The sequence below is a fragment of the Streptomyces gottesmaniae genome (genome assembly GCF_031845845.1).
Taxonomy (GTDB): domain Bacteria; phylum Actinomycetota; class Actinomycetes; order Streptomycetales; family Streptomycetaceae; genus Streptomyces; species Streptomyces akebiae.
In genome coordinates this window covers 1-408 of sequence record NZ_JAVRFJ010000169.1, presented here as the reverse complement: position 1 = coordinate 408, position 408 = coordinate 1, and the positions used below count along the sequence as shown (strand labels likewise).

Annotated in this window: 2 pseudogenes; both read left to right on the top strand. The window is 75.0% G+C overall.

The window, feature by feature from the left end:
- Positions 1-197, top strand: a pseudogene (locus tag RM704_RS44910) (MobF family relaxase); the annotation flags it as partial.
- Positions 194-408: pseudogene (locus RM704_RS44905) on the top strand (hypothetical protein); the annotation flags it as partial. The pseudogenes RM704_RS44910 and RM704_RS44905, both read left to right, overlap by 4 nt.

Below are 408 nucleotides of genomic sequence, written 5' to 3'. Positions count from 1 at the left end.
ACACGGTGGAACGAACGCGCCAGACCTTGGAAGCCGCCGCCGCGCAGGTGGCCGCCACGCTCCAGGACAGCCGGCGGGCACGCGAAGCCGCCCACGGCCCTCGCCCGCAGCCCACCCCGGCGACGACCCCGCCGCCGCGCACCCAGCAACCCGGCACCCAACCCGCGCCGGGCCGAACCACAGGAGGAGTCACGTGAGCACCCCGGAAGAGCGCCCCAACCCCGACGACGCACTCGCCCGCGCCCGTGCCGCCCGCAAGCAGATGGCCGCCGCGCTCGACGGGGACCAGGAGCACGAGGCCGATGAGCCCGTGCGATGGCAGTCGATCTGGAAGCGGCCCCGGACGCCGAAGTCGAAGGCCGCGAAGAAGGAGGCCCTGCGTATGCAGCGGCGGAGGCTCCAGGACGC